This is a genomic window from Streptomyces sp. NPDC024555 (assembly GCF_055559335.1).
Genome location: NZ_JBVHKV010000004.1, coordinates 123,688 through 141,197 on the forward strand (window position 1 = coordinate 123,688; position 17,510 = coordinate 141,197).

Here is a 17,510-nt window from a genome sequence, read left to right on the forward strand (position 1 = left end):
GATCAGCCTCGCGTGAGCTTCTTGTACGTGGCGCGGTGCGGACGGGCCGCGTCCGCGCCGAGCCGCTCGACCTTGTTCTTCTCGTACGACTCGAAGTTGCCCTCGAACCAGTACCACTTGGAGTCGCCCTCGTACGCCAGGATGTGCGTGGCGACGCGGTCCAGGAACCAGCGGTCGTGGGAGATGACCACGGCCGCGCCCGGGAACTCCAGCAGGGCGTTCTCCAGCGAGGAGAGGGTCTCGACGTCCAGGTCGTTGGTGGGCTCGTCGAGGAGCAGCAGGTTGCCGCCCTCCTTGAGCGTCAGCGCCAGGTTGAGGCGGTTGCGCTCACCACCGGAGAGCACCCCGGCCGGCTTCTGCTGGTCCGGGCCCTTGAAGCCGAACGCGGACACATAGGCGCGGGACGGCATCTCGACCTGGCCGACGTTGATGTAGTCCAGCTCGTCCGAGACGACGGCCCAGAGCGTCTTCTTCGGGTCGATGTTGGCGCGGGACTGGTCGACGTAGGAGATCTTGACCGTCTCACCGATCTTGATCGATCCGGAGTCGGGGGTCTCCAGGCCCTGGATCATCTTGAACAGCGTGGTCTTGCCCGCGCCGTTCGGACCGATGACACCGACGATGCCGTTGCGCGGCAGCGTGAACGACAGGTCGTCGATGAGGACCTTGTCGCCGAAGGCCTTCGAGAGGTGCTCGACCTCGACGACGATGGAACCGAGGCGCGGCCCCGGCGGGATCTGGATCTCCTCGAAGTCCAGCTTCCGCATCTTGTCGGCCTCGGCCGCCATCTCCTCGTACCGGGCGAGACGGGCCTTGGACTTGGTCTGGCGGCCCTTGGCGTTGGACCGCACCCACTCCAGCTCTTCCTTGAGCCGCTTGGCGCGCTTCTCGTCCTTGCGGCCCTCGACCTTGAGGCGGGCGGCCTTCTTGTCGAGGTAGGTGGAGTAGTTGCCCTCGTACGGGTGCGCGCGGCCGCGGTCCAGTTCGAGGATCCACTCGGCGACGTTGTTCAGGAAGTAGCGGTCGTGGGTGACCGCGACGACCGCGCCGGCGTACTTGGAGAGGTGCTGCTCCAGCCAGTTGACCGACTCGGCGTCGAGGTGGTTGGTGGGCTCGTCGAGCAGCAGCAGGTCGGGGGCCTCGATGAGGAGCTTGCAGAGCGCGACGCGGCGCTTCTCACCACCGGACAGGTTGACGACCGGCCAGTCGCCGGGCGGGCAGCCCAGGGCGTCCATGGCCTGCTCCAGCTGGGCGTCCAGGTCCCACGCGTTCGCGTGGTCCAGGTCCTCCTGGAGCTTGCCCATCTCCTCCATCAGCGCGTCCGAGTAGTCGGTCGCCATCAGCTCGGCGACCTCGTTGAACCGCTTGAGCTTGCCCATGACCTCGGCGGCCCCGTCCTGGACGTTCTCCAGGACGGTCTTGGTCTCGTCGAGCTCCGGCTCCTGCATGAGGATGCCGACGGTGAACCCGGGCGACAGGAACGCGTCACCGTTGGACGGCTGCTCCAGTCCCGCCATGATCTTCAGCACCGTGGACTTACCGGCGCCGTTGGGACCCACGACACCGATCTTCGCGCCGGGCAGGAAGTTCAGGGTGACGTCATCGAGGATCACCTTGTCGCCGTGCGCCTTGCGCGTCTTGCGCATGGTGTAGATGTACTCAGCCAAGAGAAACCGTCCGGCTATCGATGTGTGGGCAGATACACCCCATCTTGCCTGACGTCCATCCCCGGACGGAAACCAGTACCGCACGGGCTGCCTCCGTCCCCTCCCCTCACGCGACGGCCCCGGTACGGCCCCGCCGTGGCGGGGCCGTACCGGGGCCGTGACCGGTGTGTCACCGGCGGTGCGTCGGCGCGGGCGGGCCGGCCGTGCTCAGTCGCCGGAGGGACGGTTGCGGCGGCGGAGGACGAAGACCGCGCCGCCGCCGATGACGACCAGGGCGATCGCGATGCCCGCGATGAGCGGGGTGGCGCTGGAGCTGCCGGTCTCGGCGAGGTTGCCCTCGGGGCCGGAGGCGGAGGCGGTGCCGCCGGCGGTGGCGGTCGTGGTGGTGGGCTGCTCGGCGGTCTGGGTGGTGAGGCCGTCGGTGCCGGTCCCGGCGGTCAGGCAGTCCAGGACGCCCTTGAAGGTGCGGGTGAAGCCGTCGGACCCGGTGACCGTGACGTCGTACGCCTGGTCCTCGGCGACCGGGACCGTGACGGTCTCGGTGCGGCCGGGGGCGACGGTGTGCTCGGCGCCGGCCAGCTCGTAGGTGAACGGCTCGTCGCCCGTGTTGCGGGTGGTGACGTCGACGCCGCCCTTGGCGCAGTTCTTCTTCGCCGTGACCGCGGGGATGGCGCCCTTTCCGGCCCAGGTGGCGGTGGCGGTCGCGGAGACGGTGGACTCGCTGGAGCCGGCCAGGATCTGGGTCTGGCTCCGGGTGGCCCCGGCGAAGGCGCGGCCGACCGGGACGGAGGTGGTGGCCTGGACGGTCAGCGCGGCGGAGGCGTCGGCGGCCCCGGCCGGGACGTCGAACCAGAGCTGGGTGCCGTTGACCGCCGTGGTGACGGGCTTGCCCTTCTTGTCGGTGATCCGGACACCGCTGGCGGCGTCGGCCGGCGGGGTCACACCGACCTGACCGGCGTTGGTGCGCACGGTGACCGGGCCGACCCGGTGCCCGGAGCGGCCGGAGACGGCGACCGGGTCCAGGGCGAGGGAGGCCTTGGGCTCGGCGCTGTTGCTCGCCGACTTCTCCAGCCAGTCGGCCAGCTTCTCCGCCTGCTTGTCGGATGCCCGGACGTCGGCGTCGTCCGAGTAGCGCCAGATGGCGACCTGGGTGCCGGCCGCCGCGGTCCGCTCGGTGAGCGGGCCGGTGCGGGCCTGCTTCGCGAGCGCCTGGAGGTCGTCGATCTGCGGGTAGGAGTGCTCCAGGATCCAGCGGATCTTCCCGGCGTTCTTGTTGGTGCCGAGCGAGGTCTGGTTCCAGGGGGTCTCCAGGTACTTCGCCTGGTCCTGGGTGGGGTTGTGGATGTCGATGCAGTACGTCTTGAGCCTGCCGCCGCCGTCGACGGTCATCTCGAAGAGCCCGGCGGGCAGCTTCTGGCTCTTGCCGTTCGTCCGCAGGATCGCGCTGTCGAAGGTCTTCAGTCCGTCGAGCACGGCGGTTGCGCCGCCCTGGTGCGCGGGTGCCTCGTCGGCGACGGCGCCGCCCGCCCCGGTGAGCGCGCCGGCCATGACCAGACCGGTCGCCACCAGCGTGGCTGCCAGCCGGGTCGTGCCCCGTCTCCGCCCGGTGTCGGACGCCGCCGTCGATGACGGACCGGTCGCTGAAGAAGCAGAAAACACAGAATTCCCCTCCGGGCGAGACCCTCACGTCCGGTACGTGTGTGGGGAATGTCCCGCCAGCCGACTCAAGTGCCCTGTGAGTACCGAGGAATCCTAAAGACCGGGCGTAGAACAGTCCCCCGTCATACCGTCCGACAAGCATTCCGACTCGGAATCGTTATCCCGCGCAATGACCCCGCCGACCGGCTCCGGGCACCGGATCCGGGCCCGTTCGACGGGAATCTTGGCCGGAAATCGCCATTCCCCCGATGACGTTCCGTCGGCCCGTCAGGGCGCGGCGACCAGCTCCCGGTCCTTCTTCTGACGCCCTGTCCGCCGCCGGGTGACGGGCCGTTCGCCGCGCTCCCCCGCCCCCTCGTCCCGTACCGGACCGTCCGGCGGCACCCGGTCCGCCGGCCGATCGTTTTCCGCCGCCCGGTCCCCTTCACCGTCCTCTCCCCGCTCGCCGTCCCCCGGCTCCGCGCCCGGCCGTTCCCGCACCGCCCACGGGTCCGGTTCCGCTCCACCGCCGCCCCGGGTCACCGCCGTCCGCTCCGAATCGGCCCTCACCGCGCGCCGGAAGGCGGACGTCCCCCGGGTCAGATCGTGGCCGACCGCCGTCGCCTCGATGTCCACGAACGTGCGCCGCTGCCCCTCCCGTTCCTCCTCGCGCACCTTCAGCCTGCCGTGCACCACCAGGGGTTCACCGACGGCGACCGAGCCGGAGAGATTCGCGGCCAGGGTGCGCCAGGCCCAGACCGTGTAGAAGCTGGTGTGCCCGTCGGTCCAGAGCTGTTTCTCGCGGTCCCAGCGGCGCGGTGTCACGGCGAACCGGAATCGCGCCATTCCCCCGCTCGCCGTCTCCCGGAACTCCACACCCGTAGCCGCGTTTCCCACCAGCGTCACCAAGGTCTCGTTCATGACTCCGCCTCCCCTTCGGTCCGGATTCCGTGACCGCGCTCATACGCGCCGTCACCGGTTCCATCGTGAAGGGGAGGCGGAATTCCCGCTGAACCCTGTGGACTAACGCCCCGTTGTGGAAAACTCCGTCACCGCCACGAAGCGCTCGCGCACTTCCCGGTACCGCACCAGTTCGGCCGAGACCGGATCGAGCACCTTGGCCCGCCCCAGCGCCGCGGCCGCCTCGCGCAACCGCCGCTCGGCCTCCTGCCCGTACCGCCGGGCCGGCCCCCGGGCCGCCGCCGCGCACGACCACTCCACCAACGGGCCGCCCACGATCCCGGCCAGCATCAGCAGCGCGGGGGTCAGCAGCCCCGGCTCCAGCACGCCGATGATCTGGCCGGCCAGCCACAGACCGCCGAAGACCTGGAGCAGCGTCATCGCCACCTGGGCGAGCACGGCGGCGGGCCACCAGGCGGGCCGGGGCGGCTTCGCACCCCCACGCCCGGCCTCCCCACGCCCCCTCTCCCCACGCCCGCTCTCCCCACGCCCGGCCTCGCCCCGGCCCCCGCAACCGGCGGAGACACCGGCACCGGCACCCCCGCGCTCCCCGGCCCCGGAATCCCCGTCGCTCCCCGTCCCGGAACCCGTCCCCGCCCCCATGCCCGTGCTCGTGCTCGTCGCCTCGACCCCGGCGGCCCGTCCGGCGAGTGCGTCGAGGGCTTCGGGGAGGTCGCGCGCGCCGTGGACGGCGGCCTCGCGGACGGCCTGGGCCCAGGGGCCGGGCAGTCCGGCGGCGGCGTCGTCGGCGACGGTGCGGACGGCCTGTTCGACGCGCTGACGGGCCGTGAGGTGTTCCTCGGGCGGCGCGGTGACGGGGGTGGGGTCGGGGCCGCCGGGGCGGCGGGTCGCCTCGTACCAGCGCCAGAGCCGCAGCCACGGTGTGCCGCAGGCGCGTCCGGCGTTGCGGCGCCAGGCGCGCTCGGCGGCCTGTCCGGCGGCGGCCGCCCCGACCGCGTCGGCGAGCCGGTCGGCGAACTCCTCCCGGGCCCGCTCCCCCAGCCCCGGCCGCCCCTCGGCGACGTACACGGGGCGGAGCCTGGCCGCGGCGGCGTCCACATCGGCGGAGAGCCGGCGCGTCGCAGCCGTACGCTCCTGGACGAACCGGCCCAGCAGGTCGCGCAGTTCGCCCACGCCGTCACCGGTCAGGGCGGACAGGGACAGGACGGTCGCGCCGGGGTCGCCGTGCTCGCCGACGGCCATGCCGTCCTCGTCGAGGAGGCGGCGCAGATCGTCGAGCACCTGGTCGGCGGCGTCACCGGGCAGCCGGTCGATCTGGTTGAGGACGACGAAGGTGACCTCGGCGTGCCCGGCGAGCGGGCGCAGATAGCGCTCGTGCAGGGCGGCGTCCGCGTACTTCTCCGGGTCCACCACCCAGATCACCGCGTCCACCAGCGCCAGCACCCGGTCCACCTGGTCGCGGTGGCCCCGGGCCGCCGAGTCGTGGTCCGGGAGGTCGACGAGGACGAGGCCCTGGAGCGCCTCGTCGGCGGCGGAGCCGGTGGTCTGCGGCCTGCGCCTGAGGCGTCCGGGGACGGCGAGGCGGTCCAGCAGCCCCGCCGCGCCGTCCGTCCAGGAGCAGGCCAGGGGCTGGGAGGTGGTGGGCCTGCGCAGTCCGGTCTCGGAGATCTGGGTGCCGGCGAGGGCGTTGAAGAGGGTCGACTTGCCGCTGCCGCTCGCTCCGGCGATGGCGACGACGGTGTGGCGCGAGGAGAGCCGCTGCCGGGCGGCGGCCTCGTCGAGCACCCGTCCGGCCTCGGCGAGATCGGACCGGTCCAGCCGGGCCCGGGACAGGCCGACGAGTTCGCGCAGGGCGTCCAGCCGGGGGCCGAGCGGGCTGCCGGAGGGTACGTACGCCTCGACCTGGGGCCGCAGTTCGTCCTCCGGCAGGATCGCGGGGTCCTCGGACGGTTCCGTCCCCGCGGCGGCCGAGGCGCGGCGGGCGATGAGCCCGTCGTCCCAGCCCTCGCCGGTCCGCCCGCGGGTCCGCTCGGCGTCCGCGCCCGGACCGGGCACGGACGAGGGCGCGGGTTCCCGGGAAGCGGCGTCCCCGCCTCGTCCGGGGCCTTCGTCAGTGACGGCAGTCATCGCTGCCACCTCTCCTTCTGCAGTACGGACAGGGCGGCGATCAGTTCGGCCTGCGGCTCCGGGGCCACGTCCATCCGGTCCAGCGGAGCGAGCCGGCGGTCGCGTTCGCCGTCGAGCACCTGGTCGAGGTAGCTGGTGAGCAGCGCCCCGCCCTTGTCGCGCAGGCGCAGGGCGCCCTGGGCGCCGATGCGTTCGGCCAGTTGCTCACCGGCGGTACGGGCCCGGCGTCCGCCGAGCAGGGCGGCGGCGAGCAGGGCGGCGACGGTCTCGGGGGCCGGGGCGGTGTGGCGCTCCATCAGCCGCACCTCCTCCTCGGCCAGTTCCTCCAGGACGCGGCGCCAGCGGCGTACGGTCATGGCGATCCGGCCCCGGATGTCCTCGGCCGGTCCCCAGCCGCCGTCCTCGCGGCCCGCGGACTCGAAGGCGAAGCCGCCGGAGGCGGGTTCGCGGCGCCACGTGGCGCGGATCTGCTCGTCGGCGGCGGCCACCGCGCACTCCAGGAGCGCGGCCAGGGATTCCACGAGGGCGTCCAGGACCTCGTCGGCGGTGCTGTAGAGCGGATAGCCGCGCCAGCGGGTCCGGGCGTCCCCGGCCAGCGCGCCGCCGTTGCGCAGCCGCCGGCGGACGCGGGCGCCCTCGGTGCGGTAGGCGTCCTCGACCAGGCCGGTCAGCCGCACGGCCGCCGCGTACTGTGCGGCCACCGCCCCGGCGAGCGCGGGCATCCGGACGTCGAGGGAGTCGATCATCCCGGCCGCCGTGCGTCCGACGGCCTGCTGACGGGCCGCCGGGTCCTGGGCGCGGTGGGCGAGCCAGGCGCGCAGCGGGGCGACGGCGGTGGTGGGCAGCAGTCCGCTTCCGCCGCCCGCGGACTCGGGGAGTTCGGGGATGGTGAAGCGGGGCACCTCGCCGAGCCCCGCCTTGGTGAGCAGGGCCCCGTACTGGCGGGACACCTCGGCGATCACCTGGTGCGGGACCCGGTCCAGGACGGTGACGAGCGAGGCGTCGTACTCCTTCGCGGTGCGCAGCAGATGCCAGGGCACGGCGTCGGCGTAGCGGGACGCCGTCGTCACCATGACCCAGACGTCGGCGGCGCAGATGAGTTCGGCGGCCAGCACCCGGTTGCGCACGACGAGCGAGTCGATGTCGGGGGCGTCCAGCAGGGCGAGGCCGCGCGGGAGTCCGGTGGCGGTCTCCAGGCGCAGCGCGGTGCCCTCCTCGGCCGCGTTCCCGTCGAGTCCGTCCAGGTCGTCGCACTGCCCCGGGTCGGCGGACTCCTCCGGCGGCAGCCAGACCCGGGTGAGCTGCGGCAGGACCCGGATGCCGGTGAACCAGTGCTGGTCGTCCGGGTGGCAGACGAGGACGGGCGTACGGGTGGTGGGGCGCAGCACCCCGGCCTCGCTGACCCGGCGCCCGACCAGTGAGTTGACGAGCGTGGACTTTCCGGCCCCGGTGGATCCCCCGATGACGGCGAGGAGCGGTGCCTCGGGGTCCTTGAGCCGGGGCAGCAGATAGTCGTCGAGCTGGGCCAGCAGCTCGGTCCTGGTCTGCCGGGCGCGTGGTGCGCCCGGGAGCGGGAGGGGAAGACGCACGGCGGCGACACAGTCGCGCAGGGCGGAGAGTGCGTCGATGAGCTGAGGCCGTACGTCCAAGGTCACCACATGCGAAGAATGCCCAATTTTGGAGCCTTTTTGAAGCGTATAACCACCTCTGCGCGCCGGTTCCCCCGTCCGGACAGAGGGGACGAGTGGGGCGCAGGCATAACGAGTGCACAACACCCGGGGCGTGGGGCGTCAAAAGCGATGCATGAATCGCACCTACCTGCGATTATCGTCTCGCTTCACCGAACCTACACATCGTGCCACGCAGGTGAAGCAACCGGGCCGAGCCCAATGGAGCCCTATCCTTGTCCCGGCAAGGTCACGGACCGCCCGGTCCCAGGGCTCCAGGCCGCCGAGGCCCACACCCGGCCCCCGTAGCTCAGTGGATAGAGCAGGTGCCTTCTAAGCACTTGGCCGCAGGTTCGAGTCCTGCCGGGGGCGCACAGAACAGACGACCGCAGGGCCCTCCGACCGGGGGGCCTTTTCGCTGGTCGGAGCGGTTTGCGGGGGCATTCCGAGCGCATCGCGCACGTTAGCGGGCGCCGCGTAGTGCCGGCATAAACGCCCACGGCCGGCCGCACACCACCCAACCCATTGACGCCGGCCCCACCCCGCATCTAGCTTTCCAGCGGCGATTGAATCCTTTCATTCCGGGAGCCGGGAGCACCGCACATGCAGCGTGTCTGTTTTCTGCTGAACGTACGCACGGACCGGATCGAGGAGTACCGGGCGCGGCACGCCGCCGTGTGGCCGGAGATGCTGGAGGCGTTGTCGGCGGCGGGGTGGGGGAACTACTCGCTCTTCCTGCGGGAGGACGGGCTGCTCGTGGGCTATCTGGAGACGGAGGACTTCGACGCGGCGCGGGAGGCCATGGCGGCGACCGACGTGAACGGGCGGTGGCAGCGGGAGATGGCGGAGTTCTTCGAGCAGACGGAGGCGGCGGACGAGGCGATGGTGCCGTTGGCCGAGGTGTTCCACCTGGCGTGACCGGGCTCCGTGCTCAGACCGCCAGGGCGGCCAGGACGAACGCGGCCAGGGAGAGCACCGTGCGGATGCGGTGGAGGGTGTTCCAGCGGCGTTCGAAGGCGGTGCGGGCGGCCGTGTCGTCGCCGCCCTCGGAGGCGGCGAGCGCGTTGTTCAGGGGGATGTTGCCGGCGACGGTGACGAGGTGGGAGGCGACCGCGCAGGCCAGGGCCGCGAGGACGAGGGGCCAGCCGTCCTCGCCGTGTTCGGTGAAGGCGGCGACGGCGGGGAAGGCGATCACGCCGAGGAAGAGGAGCAGGAAGACGGGCCCCGGGACCTTCTCGTTGAAACGGCGCATCGCCGCCGTGAAGCCCGCGTCGGGCAGGGCGGCGATGCCGGGCATGATCGCGACGAGGAACGTCAGCAGGAAGCCCGCGTAGAGGCCGGTCGTGATGACGGAGAGGCTGAGGAACAGGGAGTCCATGGGCCCATCATGGCCGGTCGGGCCCGGTCGCACGGGATGAATTCGCATGCCCGTGCGACCAGTTGGCGGGCTCCGGTCTGTCGCGGCCGTGACCACGCGCCGCCCGTGCGAACAGTTGGGGGCCGCCGGTCCGTCTCGCCACCGCCCTGCTCCGTGCCGCGCCCTCCCTCTCGCCCTCTCGGCGGGCTCAGTCCATCTCGCCCTCGTCCGTCCTCGGTTCCGGGCCGCCCCGGCCGCCCTTGAGCCGGTCCGCCTGGCCGATCATCGTGGCGAGGCGGGCCACCGCGTCGTCCTCGGTGCGGGTGGCCAGGTCCTCGGCGTGGGTGGCGAGGGTGGCCAGGGAGGGGGAGCCGGGGAGGGACTCGCCGCGCAGGGCCTCGGCGAAGTAGGCGGCGGTGGCGGTCACCTGGAGGCGGTCGCTGCCGCCGTTCCACAGGGCGCCGCGGACGCGGGAGACCTCCACGGAGCCGGTGCTCTCGTGCGGGGCGCGGGTGCGGGGGTCCAGCCAGCGCACGGTCGCGGTGGCGACGTGGCCGGAGGCGCCGTCGCGCAGGAGCACGGCGTAGAGGGCGGTCACGGTGTGGCCGGGGCCGACCTCGCCGCCGTCCACGGCGTCGTTGCGGAAGTCGTCGTCGGCCACCCTGCGGTTCTCGTAGCCGATCAGCTTGAACTTCCGCACGGTCTCCGGGTCGAAGGCGACCTGCGCCTTGGCGTCGCGGGCGGTCAGTTCGATGTGGGCGGGGAGCTGGTCGACGAAGACCTTGCGGGCCTGCTCCTCGTCGGAGATGTACGTGGTGTGGCCGTCGCCCTTGTCGGTGAGCCGTTCCATCAGCGCGTCGCCGTAGTCGCTGCCGACGCCGACGCCGAACAGGGTGATGCCGTAGTCGCGGCGGGCCTTGCCGATGCGTTCCAGGATGGCGTCCGCGTCGGTCTCCCCGGTGTTGGCCAGGGCGTCGGAGAGCAGGACGACGCGGTTGTTGGCGCCCTTGCGGTGGCCGTCGACGGCTTCCTCGTAACCGCGCCGGACCCCCGCCTCCACATTGGTCGAGTCGGTGGGTTCCATGGAGTCGACGGCGTCGTGGATCCGCTGCCGGTGGTCCCGGATCCGGGTCATCGGCAGGACGGTGCGCGCCTCGTCGCTGAAGGTGACCAGGGCCACCGAGTCGTCGTCGCGCAGTTCGTCGGTGAGGATGCCCAGGGAGGTCTTGACCAGGCCGAGCCGGTCGGGCGAGGCCATGGAGCCGGAGATGTCCACGACGAAGGTGAGGGCGGCGGGCGGCCGCTCCGCGGTGCTCGGGGCGGCCCTGGTGGCCAGGCCGACCCGGACCAGTGACCAGTCGCCGCCCTCGCCGCCCGCACGGGCCCCGTCGACGGAGACGGTGAAACCGTTGCCGGCCGGGCGCCGGTAGCCCTGGCGGAAGCTGTTGACGAACTCCTCGGGCCGGACGGTCTCCGGTGCGGGCAGCCGGCCGTCCGCCAGGGTGCGGCGGGCGTAGCCGTACGAGGCGGTGTCGACGTCCAGCGCGAACGTGGAGAGGTAGTCGGGGCGGGCGGTCGCCGTCAGCCCGTCCGGCTTCTTCCGGCTGTCCGCGTCCGCCCCCTGCTGCCGCTCCCCGGCCGTCCCGCCGCCCGGGACCGCCCCGCCGGTCGCGGCCGGGGCGGGCGCCGGTCCGCGCTTGTCGCTCGTCGCGGAGCTGCGGTCGGAGTCCGTCCCCGAGCAGCCCGTGAGCAGCACCCCGCCCGCCAGGAGCAGCCCCACCGCTCCCCGGTACATCCGCGTCCTGCGGTCCATCCCCTACCCCCAGTGTCGTCGTGTCGCCTTTCGTGAATGTGACGCGCGAACCGGTGGGGCGGACCCGCGAGTTGGTTGCGGAAGGGTTGCGATGCGGCAACGGCGGGGCGCTCCGCGAATCAGGGGCAGGAAACAGGGGGCAGAGGTCAGGAGACGATGTCCTTACGACTGAACCCCCGGAAGGCCAGCGCGATCAGGATCAGGGCATAGGTCACTGATACGGCCGCGCCCTTCGCCATGCCGGCCCACTCCGGATCGGGCTGGAGCGCGTCGGCCCAGGCGAACTGCCAGTGGGCGGGCAGGAACTCACGCCAGGAGCCGAGCGCGGTGACCGCGTCCAGCACATTGCCGACGATGGTCAGCCCGACCGCCCCGCCCACCGCGCCGAGCGGCGCGTCGGTCTTCGTGGAGAGCCAGAACGCCAGTCCGGCGGTGACCAGTTGGGAGATGAAGACGAACGCGACGACGAGCGCGAGGCGGGGCACGGTGTCGCCGGCGGCGAGTTCGCCGCCGGTGGGCAGTTCCAGCGGGCCCCAGCCGTAGGCGGCCGCGCCGGCCGCCAGGGCGACCACCGGCAGCAGCACCATCGCGGCGAGGCTGAAGCCGAGCGCCACCACGAGCTTGCTCCACAGCAGCCGGGCCCGGGGCACGGGCGCGGCCAGCAGATAGCGCAGCGAGGACCAGCTCGCCTCGGAGGCCACGGTGTCGCCGCAGAACAGTGCCACCGGCACCACCAGCAGGAATCCGGCCGAGACGAACAAGCAGGTCGCCGCGAAGTTGGCCGCGGACGCGGTCGCGGTGTCCATCAGGGTGATCCGGTCACCGCCCCGGCCGCCGCCGTCGGGGGTGCCCCCGATGGCGAAGGCCGCGATCAGGACGAACGGCAGTGCGGCGAGCACCCCGCCCATGATCAGGGTGCGGCGCCGGCGCAGCTGGCGGACGGCCTCGACGCGCAGCGGCAGGGTCCGCCGGGCCCGGTAGCCGGGGGCCTCCGGGGCCTCGGCGGGGTCGGGGAGAGCGGCTGCGGTACTCATGCGGAGCCTCCGGAGATCAGGGTGAGGAACGCGTCCTCCAGGCGGCGGTGCGGGCCGACACCGGTCAACGGCACGTCCAGGCGCACCAGTTCGCCGACGAGCTGGGGTGTGGTGGCGCCGTCGAGGCGGACGAGCAGCCCGTGGGCGTCGTCGGTGCGCACGGCGGAGCCGATCCCCGGGAGTGCGGCGATCTTCCCGGCGAGCGGTTCGCCGATCTCCTGGGCGGAGGTGACCAGCACCATGTCACCGGAGCCGGTGATCTCGGCGACGGGACCGGCCTGGACGAGCCGGCCGCGGTCCATGACCACGAGGTGGGTGCAGGACTGTTCCACCTCGGACAGCAGATGGCTGGAGACGATGACGGTGCGGCCGCCGGCCGCGTACCGGATCATCACGTCCCGCATCTCGCGGATCTGGGGCGGGTCGAGGCCGTTGGTCGGTTCGTCGAGGATCAGCAGATCGGGCAGGCCGAGCATGGCCTGGGCGATGGCGAGGCGCTGCCGCATGCCCTGGGAGTAGGTGCGCACGGCGCGGGCCAGGGCGTCGCCGAGTCCGGCGATCTCCAGGGCCTCCTCCATGTGCGCGTCCCCGGCGGGCCGTCCGGTGGCCTTCCAGTACAGCTCCAGATTGGCGCGGCCGGACAGGTGCGGCAGGAATCCGGCGCCCTCGACGAAGGAGCCGACGCGGGACAGCACGGGTGCGCCGGGGCGGACGGCCCGTCCGAAGACGCGGATCTCGCCCTCGTCGGGGGTGATGAGCCCCATGAGCATGCGCAGGGTGGTCGTCTTGCCCGCGCCGTTGGGTCCGAGGAGGCCGAGGACCTGCCCCTTCTCGACACGGAAGGAGAGGTCGCGGACGGCGTACCGGTCGGTGGCCCCGGCGTACTTCTTCGACAGGCCGGTGATCCTCAGCGGTACGTCGGCGAGTGCGGGGTCCGGGGCGGGGGCGGTGGTCCGGCGGCGTGCGGTCAGCAGCAGGACGGCGGCGACGACGACCGCGGCGGCCGGCAGGCCCCAGGTCCACCAGGGCAGGGCGGCGGGGGCCGTGGTCAGTCCGGGGGCCGTGGGCAGGGTCAGCGGTCCGTCGAGGGAGGCGGTGTACGCGGCCGGCGCGGCCGGGGAGGCGTAGCCGAGGTCGGTGGCGGCGAGCACGAGGCGCAGCCGGTGCCCGGCGTCGAAGGCGTGGTCCACGGCGGGCAGGGTCAGCTCGACCGGCTTGCCCTGCTGTGCGGGGGTGATCCGGTACGGGGCGACGAGCTGGGCGGGCAGTTGCTGCTGCTTGCCGTCCGGGGAGACGTCGTACACCTTGCCGAAGAGGACCGCGTCGCCCTTCTGGGCCGTCACGGTGACGCGCACGGTCGGTGCGCCGGTGACGCGGAGCGGTGCGGTGAGCGGGGCGGAGTCGAAGCGGGCGTACTGGCCGGGGAAGTCGAGGGAGAGGCCGACGCCGAGGGTGGAGAGCTGTGCGATCCCGCCGCCGAGCCCCGGTACGGCCGAGACGGCGGGCGGGCTCGCCCCGGCCGGGTTGTCGAACCGCTGGGTCCTTCCGCGCAGTTCGACGGCGTGCGGGCCGCTGCCCAGTCCGGGGTAGGTGTCCCCGCTCGCGCCCCGGGTGCGGACGGCACCGTCGGTGGAGTCGATGCCTCCGGTGCGGGTGACGCGGAAGGCGGGTCCGGTGGAGGCGCCCTCGTCCTTCTTGAGGTAGCGGTCGAACCAGGCGCCGACGCGTCGCTGGACCCGGTCGGTCTCGGGGTCGCCGCCGTCGTGGCCGCCGGCGATCCAGTCGACGGCGACGGGGGCGCCGTTGGCCCGGACGGCGCGGGCCATGGCGTCGGCCTGGCCGAGCGGGAAGAGGGAGTCGGTCTGGCCCTGCACGATCAGCGTGGGGACCTTGATCCGGTCGGCGACCGCGCTCGGGGAGCGTGCGGTGAGCAGGTCCCGGGCGGCGCTGTCCGGCTTCCCGGTGACGGCGACCCGCTGGTACATCGCGCAGAGTTGTTTCTCGAACTTCTCGCAGCCGCCGCCGGTGGTGACGAAGATGCCGGCCCAGAGCTTCTTGAACACCCCGTCGGGGAACAGGGCGTCGGCGAGGTTCCAGTACGTGATGGCCGGGGCGATGGCGTCGACGCGCCGGTCGTACCCGGCGGCCAGCAGGGACACGGCGCCGCCGTAGGAGGCCCCGGTGACGCCGACGCGCGGGTCGCCCGCGCCGTCGAGCAGCACCTCGGGGCGTCCGGCCAGCCAGTCGATCAGCCGGGAGACGTCCCTGACCTCGCGGTCGGGCGCGTTGAGCCCGATCTCCCCTCCCGACTTCCCGAATCCGCGCGCGGACCAGGTCAGCACGGCGTACCCGTCGGCGGCCAGCCGTTCGGCCTGGGCCCGGGTCTCCTCCTTGCTGCCGCCGAAGCCGTGGCCGATGAGGACGGCGGGCCGGCGTCCGGTGCCGCCGCTGGTGAAGTACGAGGTGTCCAGGGACACCCCGTCGACGCGCATCATCCGGTCCTGGCGGCGCACGGCCGGCGCGCTGTCGTCGGCCACCGCGGTCCAGGTGCCGGCTCCGGCCAGCACGGCGAGCGCGGCGATGCCCGCGGCCCACCGGCCGCGGGACCGGGGCAGCAGGCGCCGCCACCGGGAGGGTCGCGCAGTAGGGGTCTCCATGCGTCGAGCCTATGCGGCGCGCCGCCGGGCCCACGCGGTCCGCCGGGCGGAACTCCCCGGCCTCCTCAGGGCGTACGGCACGGCCCCGGCGTACTGCGCTCGCGGTACGCCGGACGCCCCTGGCCGGGCGGGCCGTCCGGGCACGGCTCAGTGCTTGAGGCTCGCCATGAGGTCGCGCATGTCGCTGATCAGGGCGGACTGGTAGGCGCTCGCGGACGGTTCGTCGTCGTCGACGGTGACCCGGGCCTCGCCGGGGCCGAGGGACGAGACGAAGAAGGAGGTGAGCCGCAGGGAGAAGACCGCGCCGCCGTCCAGGACCCGCAGTTCCGTCTCCCCGCCCGGCGCGGTCAGCAGATACGCCTTCTCGCCGAGATCCGGAACGATCTCCACCTCGGTCTCGGAGTGGAGGCCCAGCACCGGATCGTTGCGCCGGGCCTCGAACTCCTCGCGCGGGTCGGTCTTCTTGTGCAGGGCGATCTCGACGCTCACGCTGTAGCGGTCGACGCCGTCCCGGTTCGCCCGCTCGTCCTTCTCCCGGAGGCCGATGGAGCAGGAGGCGCGGTCGAGCACGGGATGGCGCAGCACATCGGCGGGCAGGTAGCTCCCCTGCCTCCTCGGCGCGATCGCCGCCCCGATCGCCTTCAGCCCGATCCCGGGGCAGGGGTCCTTGTCCAGCCGGTACCCGTGCATGTCCGGTGTCCGGTCCCCCGGCTGGTACGCGATCACCGCGGCGCCCCAGACGGCGGAGGCGGCCACGGCCCCGCCGAGCGCCCAGAGCCACCGCTGCCACGGGCCGCGCGGGCGGCGTTCGCGTACCGGAGGCGGCGGCCGCTCGCCCGGATCCAGGACCTCGGGCGGGGCCGGAGCCCCGAACGTCCCGTCCTCCCCGGCCATTTCCGGTTCGGAGATCATTCCGTCGCCCCCTCGGCCCGTCCGGTGTACGCGCTCCTTCGAGGGATGATCCCACCGGGCGGGCCCGCGTACGCGTGCGAAGCGACATCCGTCCGGGAACGGCCCCCGGCCCGTCCTCAGCAGCCCGGTACGCGCTCCGGGGCCGGATACGGCGTCTCCTCCGGGAGCAGCCCCCGGGCCGTGTCGAGGTCTCCCGCCCGCACCAGTCCGTGGATCTCCCGGGCCAGCGGCGTGACATCGCGGATGGACACGGTCCACTCGTCCGCGTACCGCCGTGACGCCTCCCCCGCCAGCCCGAGCTGGAGCGAGCGGTACGGGAGGCGTTCGAGACGCAGATCGCGTTCGGGGTCCCACTGGACGCGGGCCGGGGCCGCGCGCAGCTCGCGCCGCCAGCTCGCCCGGTCGGGGTGCGCGCCGCGGACGTAGTGGGAGAGTGCAGCGTGCGCGAGGGCCCAGTCGAATCCCTCGCGGGTGATCTCGACGGCCAGGACGGTCTCCTGGCCCTCCTTCTCCGCCCAGCCGCAGCGGTACATCATCCACAGGAAGCTGGGCTTGATCCAGGTCATGCGGTCCCGCTTCCACGCGGCCGGGAACCGGCCGTCCCGGGCGGCGGGGAGGCCGAGGGAGGGCCTGTACGCCTGGTAGACGGTGACGGTGGTGGCGGTGTGCAGGGCCCGGATCCCGTGCTGCGGCGGCTGTGCTTCGGTCATGCGCACCATCCCAGCACCGGGAACGGGACGGAGGCGAACGGGTTTTCGCGGGCCCGCGCCGCCCGGCCGGTGTCATCCCCGGTCCCTGACATTCGTCATACGGAGTCCGGTACACCCTTCTCTGCCGGGGAGGCGGGCCCGGCGGACAGGATGGACCCATCGCAGCGGGCGCCGTGAGGGACCCGCACCACGGGGAGGACACCGAGATGAGCAGCCCGGCCGCCGCAGTCGCCGCACCCGCCGCCCTTCCGTCCGCCGTTCCGGCCGGGGAGGCCCCGCTCTCGCCGCGCGGGGCGCTGCTGGACAGCCTGAAGCCGCTGCTGCTCGATGTGGCGGTGCCGCTCGCCTCGTACTACGCGCTGAAGTCGGCCGGGCTGAGCACCTTCGCGGCGCTGGCCTGGAGCAGTGCGGTGCCGGCGGTGCGCACGGTGTGGGGCGTGGTCCGCGAGCGGCGGCTGAACGCCCTGGCCGCGCTGATGGTGACGGTGAACGTGGTGAGCCTGCTGCTCGGCCTGGTGTCGGGGGACGCGCGGCTGATGCTCCTCAAGGACAGCGGGGTGAGCAGCACCATCGGTCTGGTCGTCCTGCTGAGCGTGGTGCGCGGGCGGCCGATGATGACGGAGGTGGTCCGGCCGTGGATCACCCGGGGCGAGGCGGCCAAGTCGGCTGCCTGGGAACGGCTGTCGGCCGGTTCGGCCGCGTTCCGGCGGGCCGAGCGGCGGTTCTCCCTGGTGTGGGGCGCGGCGCTGCTGGCCGAGTGCGCGGTCCGGGCCGCCGGGGCGTACGCCCTGCCCGTCGAGACGATGGTGTGGGCGGGCACCGTGGTCCTCGTCGTGGCGATGCTGCTCGCCTTCGTGGTCTCGGGGCGCCTCGGGGTCGGCCCGATGGAGCGGATGATCGCCGAGGATACGGCGGCCGGTTCCGCCCGCTGACCCCCCGCATCCGACGGGGCCCGGCCGGGCCCCGTCCACGGACCACCGCAGGGCCGCCCCGGGGGAGCGGCCCTG

The 17,510-nt window shown here is 73.3% G+C and carries 13 protein-coding genes and 1 tRNA gene; 3 read left to right on the forward strand and 11 right to left on the reverse strand.

Features of this window, described 5'->3' with window-relative positions; all coding sequences use genetic code 11:
• Positions 1-2: 2 nt before the first annotated feature.
• The 5 genes from ettA to ACZ4FH_RS08245 form a co-directional block, all read right to left on the reverse strand.
• Positions 3-1,667: an energy-dependent translational throttle protein EttA gene (gene ettA / locus ACZ4FH_RS08225; RefSeq protein ID WP_467303202.1), complete on the reverse strand. Its 1,665-nt coding sequence runs from the start codon at positions 1,665-1,667 to the stop codon at positions 3-5.
• 207 nt (positions 1,668-1,874) lie between these two features.
• Positions 1,875-3,326, reverse strand: a complete 1,452-nt coding sequence (locus ACZ4FH_RS08230) for a Cys-Gln thioester bond-forming surface protein (protein ID WP_467303204.1) — start codon at positions 3,324-3,326, stop codon at positions 1,875-1,877.
• Positions 3,327-3,593: 267 nt separating this feature from the next.
• Positions 3,594-4,226: a single-stranded DNA-binding protein gene (locus ACZ4FH_RS08235; protein WP_467303206.1), complete on the reverse strand. Its 633-nt coding sequence runs from the start codon at positions 4,224-4,226 to the stop codon at positions 3,594-3,596.
• Positions 4,227-4,328: 102 nt separating this feature from the next.
• Complete coding sequence (locus ACZ4FH_RS08240; protein ID WP_467303207.1) at positions 4,329-6,353, reverse strand: YfjP family GTPase; 2,025 nt, start codon at positions 6,351-6,353, stop codon at positions 4,329-4,331.
• Complete coding sequence (locus tag ACZ4FH_RS08245) at positions 6,350-8,002, reverse strand: dynamin family protein (protein WP_467303543.1); 1,653 nt, start codon at positions 8,000-8,002, stop codon at positions 6,350-6,352. Before ACZ4FH_RS08245 ends, ACZ4FH_RS08240 begins: the two co-directional genes overlap by 4 nt.
• A 317-nt stretch (positions 8,003-8,319) precedes the next feature.
• On the opposite strand from ACZ4FH_RS08245, the gene ACZ4FH_RS08250 reads away from it, so the two are divergent.
• Positions 8,320-8,392, forward strand: a tRNA-Arg gene (locus tag ACZ4FH_RS08250).
• Positions 8,393-8,623: 231 nt separating this feature from the next.
• Positions 8,624-8,938, forward strand: a complete 315-nt coding sequence (locus tag ACZ4FH_RS08255; protein WP_467303209.1) for an L-rhamnose mutarotase — start codon at positions 8,624-8,626, stop codon at positions 8,936-8,938.
• A gap of 13 nt (positions 8,939-8,951) precedes the next feature.
• On the opposite strand, the gene ACZ4FH_RS08260 is transcribed toward ACZ4FH_RS08255, so the two are convergent.
• From ACZ4FH_RS08260 to ACZ4FH_RS08285, 6 genes are all read right to left on the reverse strand, one after another.
• Positions 8,952-9,398 (reverse strand): anthrone oxygenase family protein, encoded by a 447-nt coding sequence (locus ACZ4FH_RS08260; protein WP_467303211.1) that lies wholly within the window; start codon positions 9,396-9,398, stop codon positions 8,952-8,954.
• 187 nt (positions 9,399-9,585) lie between these two features.
• Positions 9,586-11,190 (reverse strand): vWA domain-containing protein, encoded by a 1,605-nt coding sequence (locus ACZ4FH_RS08265; RefSeq protein ID WP_467303213.1) that lies wholly within the window; start codon positions 11,188-11,190, stop codon positions 9,586-9,588.
• Positions 11,191-11,336: 146 nt separating this feature from the next.
• A complete protein-coding gene (locus ACZ4FH_RS08270) occupies positions 11,337-12,224 on the reverse strand; it encodes an ABC transporter permease (protein WP_467303214.1) in 888 nt (295 codons plus the stop codon).
• Entirely contained in the window at positions 12,221-14,881 is a 2,661-nt protein-coding gene (locus ACZ4FH_RS08275) for an alpha/beta fold hydrolase (RefSeq protein WP_467303216.1), read from the reverse strand. The genes ACZ4FH_RS08270 and ACZ4FH_RS08275 overlap by 4 nt, the downstream gene beginning before the upstream one ends.
• Positions 14,882-15,028: 147 nt before the next feature.
• Complete coding sequence (locus ACZ4FH_RS08280) at positions 15,029-15,793, reverse strand: hypothetical protein (RefSeq protein ID WP_467303218.1); 765 nt, start codon at positions 15,791-15,793, stop codon at positions 15,029-15,031.
• Positions 15,794-15,909: 116 nt separating this feature from the next.
• Complete coding sequence (locus tag ACZ4FH_RS08285) at positions 15,910-16,503, reverse strand: DUF4291 domain-containing protein (protein WP_467303219.1); 594 nt, start codon at positions 16,501-16,503, stop codon at positions 15,910-15,912.
• A gap of 206 nt (positions 16,504-16,709) precedes the next feature.
• Here ACZ4FH_RS08285 and ACZ4FH_RS08290 point away from each other — a divergent pair, with 206 nt between their 5' ends.
• The gene (locus tag ACZ4FH_RS08290) at positions 16,710-17,435 is read left to right on the forward strand and encodes a VC0807 family protein (RefSeq protein ID WP_467303221.1); all 726 of its coding nucleotides are present in this window, start codon (positions 16,710-16,712) and stop codon (positions 17,433-17,435) included.
• Positions 17,436-17,510: the final 75 nt, after the last annotated feature.

What these genes read in the sequence shown, in the direction of transcription:
- ACZ4FH_RS08235 (WP_467303206.1), bottom strand. Translation starts at nt 4,226, where the DNA reads ATGAACGAGACCTTGGTGACGCTGGTGGGAAACGCGGCTACGGGTGTG.
- ACZ4FH_RS08240 (WP_467303207.1), bottom strand. Translation starts at nt 6,353, where the DNA reads ATGACTGCCGTCACTGACGAAGGCCCCGGACGAGGCGGGGACGCCGCT.
- ACZ4FH_RS08255 (WP_467303209.1), top strand. Translation starts at nt 8,624, where the DNA reads ATGCAGCGTGTCTGTTTTCTGCTGAACGTACGCACGGACCGGATCGAG.
- ACZ4FH_RS08260 (WP_467303211.1), bottom strand. Translation starts at nt 9,398, where the DNA reads ATGGACTCCCTGTTCCTCAGCCTCTCCGTCATCACGACCGGCCTCTAC.
- ACZ4FH_RS08265 (WP_467303213.1), bottom strand. Translation starts at nt 11,190, where the DNA reads ATGGACCGCAGGACGCGGATGTACCGGGGAGCGGTGGGGCTGCTCCTG.
- ACZ4FH_RS08270 (WP_467303214.1), bottom strand. Translation starts at nt 12,224, where the DNA reads ATGAGTACCGCAGCCGCTCTCCCCGACCCCGCCGAGGCCCCGGAGGCC.
- ACZ4FH_RS08275 (WP_467303216.1), bottom strand. Translation starts at nt 14,881, where the DNA reads ATGGAGACCCCTACTGCGCGACCCTCCCGGTGGCGGCGCCTGCTGCCC.
- ACZ4FH_RS08280 (WP_467303218.1), bottom strand. Translation starts at nt 15,793, where the DNA reads ATGATCTCCGAACCGGAAATGGCCGGGGAGGACGGGACGTTCGGGGCT.
- ACZ4FH_RS08285 (WP_467303219.1), bottom strand. Translation starts at nt 16,503, where the DNA reads ATGACCGAAGCACAGCCGCCGCAGCACGGGATCCGGGCCCTGCACACC.
- ACZ4FH_RS08290 (WP_467303221.1), top strand. Translation starts at nt 16,710, where the DNA reads ATGAGCAGCCCGGCCGCCGCAGTCGCCGCACCCGCCGCCCTTCCGTCC.